We start from the raw sequence: 2,878 nt of genomic DNA on the forward strand, positions 1-2,878 counted from the left end.
CCCCTGCCCCTGCCCCGGCTCCGCCTCCGCGGCGGGTGCGCGCAGCCGCAGGGGGCCGCCCAGTTCGTCCACCGCGGCGCGGGCGGCGGCCAGCGGGGTCGGGTACGACCGGTAGTGGTCGATCATCGTCAGATAGCCGCCGTCGGCCCGCCGCATGAGGTGCAGCGGCCTCTCGTCCACCGTGACCCGCCAGGTCCAGGCTGCGGCCGTGTACGCGGCTCCGGCCGGGTGCGCGCCGCCGGCCGGCTCCCGGCGCCCGCGGATGCGGCACCCGCGGTACACCTCGTCGAACCCGGCCGCGGACTCCGCCCCGGAGCCGCCCGGTCCGCAGGACCCGCTGCCGGGCTCCCCACCGGATCCCCCGCCGGCTCTCCCGGCAGGGGCGTGGGGCGGCCCGGTGCGTGACGGCCCCGACGCGGCGACGAACGGCGTCAGCGCGACGGCCGCGGTCGCGGCGAGCACTCCTCGCAGGACGTCACGCCGCCCACCGCCGCCCGGCCTCATCCGCACTGCTCCACCCCGGCCTCCCGGACTCGTACGTCCTGTCCTCGACCTGTCCTCGTCCTGTCCTCGACGCGTTCCGTGTCCCTACAGTCCCGGCGCGACGTCCAGGCTCGCGCCGGGCGCCCCCTGCAGGGCCGGGGCCAGCAGGCCGGCCTCGGGCAGCTTCGGGGCCGGGAGCCCGAGCAGCTCGGGGCGCGGCGCGGTCAGCGGGGCGTCCAGGGAGGCGCCGGGGGTCTGGGTCCGCATGGTGGAGTCGGGCGTGGTGGTGCTGAGGTGGTCGAAGGTGTCGCCGAGGACGCGCGGCAGGGGCGCGCGCACGTCCAGCTCGGGCAGGCCCGCGCTGACCGGCACCTGCGGAAGGGCCCGGTCCGGCAGGAGCCGGCCCTCGACGTACTGGGGCCCGTCGGGGCTGCCCGGCTTGACCAGCGGCACGGTGCCGCTGACCTTCGGCATCTCCATGTCCAGGGCCTGCTCCGCCCCTTGGAGCGGCACGACGACCGGAACCGCGTCGGCGGCGACGGCGGGCGTCGCGACGGCGGCCGCCACACAGGTGATGACGGCGGCGAAGGTTCCTCGGGTGGTCGACTTCATCAGGCACGGGCCTTTCGGGATTCGAATTCGAAGAGTGCATCCGGAACGGGTAACGACCCCGCGAACAGGATCAGCTCAAAATTCCCTCGGTCGATGCAATAGTCGTTTCATCGCAATAATCCGCTCATGCGGATGTCGAACGATCCTCGTATATCCGACGGTCCTTGGATATACGACGGTCCTCGGATTTCCGACGGTCCTCGGATGTCGAACAGCCCGCCGGCACGGGTGGCTCAATGCGGGCTGCGGGCCGGGACCAGGGCGTGCGCCGCTCTGTCCAGGGTCTTCTCGTCGCCGACGAAAGCGGCCAGTGCCGCCGGCTCGACGGGCTTGCCCGGCTCGGCCTCGGGCCACGGGCGGGTGGTGAACAGGAAATAGGCGTGCCCGCGTTCACCGACCGCGGTGAGCCACTCCGGCGGCACGGGGCACTCCGCGTTGAGCGGGGTCATGCCGACGACGACCCGGTCCGCCTCGACGAGGAGAGTGACCGGGAAGTCGGGCTGCCGGGTGGCGTCGACGACCGGGTCGCCGAGGGGCAGGCCGTTGGCCTCCAGCAGCTGCCCGACGGCGGCCGCGGAGCCCTCGGGACCGTTCGCGCCGTCCCCGAGGCAGTACGCAAGGAGGTAGGGCATGTCGCCGTCGGGCTGTTCGCCGCTCCACGCCATGACGACGAGCGTGCCGAGGTCCGCGGCGGGGAAGGGACGCGCTCCGCTGGTTGCTGGGGTCATCGCGGAACCGTACCGGCGTGCCGGAACGCGTCCGGTGCCTCCTCACCCGCCCGGGGGATCTCCGTACGGGTCTCCACACGAACGGGGGACGGGCCGGGGGCGGGGCCGGACCGGTGTCACCCCTTGAGCGGGAGACCGCCCAGGAGACCCGTGGGTCCGCTCGCGGAGTTCAGCGTGTCCGTCGCGGCGTTGAAGGTGCTCAGCAGGGATTCCTTGTTCTCCGTGTCGAGCGCCCTGGACTGCGACTGCAGGGGCATGAGGTCCAGCGGCTCGGTGGTGAGCTGGGTGATGGCCGAGTCGACGCCGCCGTTGAGGCTGGTGGGGGGCGCCATGTCGGCGGCGAGGGCGGGCGCGGCGACCCCGGCGACGGCCATGGACCCGGCAACGACGGCAGCGGCCTTCAGGGACTTCATCGTGTTCCTTTCGTCGGCGACTCGCGTCACCAGGGGGAATCTCGCTGTACTCAACGACTCCCGGCCGGGCCGGAAACCCCGTACCGCGCAGATTCCCCCGGCCCACCCGATTGCGGGGTGGGCCCCGTCAGGAAATGGGATCTCTCGTATGAGAACCCTGAAGGATGATCACAAGCGGGAGCGGGCGAGCGCTCAGGAGGGCGGCAGTCCGGGCAGGCCCGCCAGGTCCGGCGCGGGCAGGCCGCCGCCCAGCGTCGCGGCGGCGACGAAGTTGACGAGACCTGTCACGACCTTCTTCGCGGCCGCGTCCCGGGCGGCGGCGTCACCGGCGGCGGAGGTCTTGACCAGCGCGTCGACCGAGGTCTGCAGGGCCTTGAGCGCGTCGGCCCTCAGGTCGGGCGCGGCCGCCCGGCCGGCGTTCTCGCGCGACGGGAGCGCGGGGGCGCCGGGCAGCGCCGGCAGGATCGACGGCGGGGCGGCCGGGACGTCCGGCACGGCCGGCGCCTTCGGCTCGACCGGCGGCTTGGCCTGCGGGGTCTGCGGAGCGGCCGGGGTCTGCGGGGCCGCCGGGGTCTGCGGGGCCGCCGGGACGGCCGGCGTCTGCGGGACCGCCGGGGTCTGCGGCACGGCAGGCGTCTGCGG

4 protein-coding genes and 1 pseudogene are annotated in these 2,878 nt (G+C 74.3%); all 5 read right to left on the bottom strand.

From position 1 onward, the window contains the following. Positions 1-462, bottom strand: a 462-nt coding sequence (locus FGF04_RS38660) for a tyrosinase family oxidase copper chaperone (protein ID WP_408055728.1), incomplete at its 3' end; no start/stop codon positions are given. 126 nt (positions 463-588) lie between these two features. After that, a complete protein-coding gene (locus FGF04_RS38665) occupies positions 589-1,095 on the bottom strand; it encodes a hypothetical protein (protein WP_149516069.1) in 507 nt (168 codons plus the stop codon). 233 nt (positions 1,096-1,328) lie between these two features. Then, positions 1,329-1,823 (bottom strand): DUF5949 family protein, encoded by a 495-nt coding sequence (locus FGF04_RS38670; RefSeq protein ID WP_149516070.1) that lies wholly within the window; start codon positions 1,821-1,823, stop codon positions 1,329-1,331. A gap of 116 nt (positions 1,824-1,939) precedes the next feature. Next, complete coding sequence (locus FGF04_RS38675; protein ID WP_149516071.1) at positions 1,940-2,236, bottom strand: hypothetical protein; 297 nt, start codon at positions 2,234-2,236, stop codon at positions 1,940-1,942. Positions 2,237-2,428: 192 nt separating this feature from the next. Further along, positions 2,429-2,878 (bottom strand): annotated as a pseudogene (locus tag FGF04_RS38680) (hypothetical protein); the annotation flags it as partial.

The organism is Streptomyces apricus (genome assembly GCF_008369065.1).
Taxonomy (GTDB): Bacteria; Actinomycetota; Actinomycetes; order Streptomycetales; family Streptomycetaceae; genus Streptomyces; species Streptomyces apricus.